Below are 1,159 nucleotides of genomic sequence, written 5' to 3' on the forward strand. Positions count from 1 at the left end.
GCAGCTTCCCGCTCGCTGTAGATGTCCGGCTCGAGGTAGATCACGCGGGCGATCGGCACGGCGTCGCGGATGCGGGCCTCGGCGGCGATCGAGGCAGGGCTGGACGCCGGCCCCCTCGACCCGGCCCGGGCACTGACCGAGGAGGTGTACCTGGACCAGGCCCGCGAGTTCGGCCGCCTCGAAGCGGTGGAGCCGCCGTACCTGCCGCTGCGCGAGCACGGCGCGGTGCTGCGCGTCGCACCCGGCGATCCCGCGCTGCGCTCCAGGGAGCCGCGCCTCGACGCCCTGCGCACGGTCGTGTACGGCGCCCTCGCGACGCCGGTGCTGACGATGATCGAGGGGATGGCCGAGGAGCCGGGCAGCGGCACGGTCCGACTCGCGGAGGCGTTCGCCGCCCTCGTCGACACCCATGCGCTGGGGCCGGCCTACGGGGTGTTCTCGCCCCGCTCGCACGTGGAGGCCTTCCTCGCCTGGGCGGCTCCCCGCAAGGACATGCACCCGGTCTTCCGGGAGCGCCTCGCCAAGGAGGGACCCCGCATCCGGGAGGTCGTGGAACAGCGCCTGAACGGCGCGGTGTCCCCGGCGGCGGCCCAGTGGCGCACGGCGTTCGCCTACGGCGCCGGGGTCCTGGACCACGCGGTCGCCACGGGCGCCCTCACCCCGGACCTGCTCGACTCCGTCACCGACGGCGTCGACCGCAGCCGGATGGGCCCGCCCGGCGCGGAGACGCTGGTGCCGCGCGGCGAGCAGCCGGACACCGACTTCCACCGGACCGTGCACGGCTCGGGGGCGATCAGCACCCCGTCCCCGTTCTTCGCCGCCTACCGCCTGCTGACGAACCTCTTCTACCAGCAGCTGCCCCTGCTCACGGTCTCACCGATGCAGCGCTACTACATGTGCTTCGCGCTCGCCGAGACCGTCGACGAGGTGCTCGGCAGCAGCTGGCGGGAGCGCCTCACCGCCACGGAACCGACGGGAGCCCCGCGATGACCAGCCCCGAACCCCAGTGGTTCCTGCGCGTCAACCCGCTGCGCAGAGCCCGCCTCGCCGACCCGGAGCAGCGCCGCCTGCTCGGCGAACTCGCTGGGCCGAGGCGCAGGCGGCGTGCGGGGGGAGTGGGGCTCATACCCAAGACGGTACGTGCGGCCGGCTGCCTGCC

The 1,159-nt window shown here is 74.5% G+C and carries 1 protein-coding gene; it reads left to right on the forward strand.

Annotated elements, in window-relative coordinates:
* Positions 1 to 69: 69 nt before the first annotated feature.
* Positions 70 to 990, forward strand: a complete 921-nt coding sequence (locus ABZ281_RS50085; protein ID WP_356665572.1) for a hypothetical protein — start codon at positions 70 to 72, stop codon at positions 988 to 990.
* Positions 991 to 1,159 lie beyond the last annotated feature (169 nt).

This window comes from Streptomyces sp. NPDC006265, assembly GCF_040613555.1.
Taxonomy (GTDB): domain Bacteria; phylum Actinomycetota; class Actinomycetes; order Streptomycetales; family Streptomycetaceae; genus Streptomyces.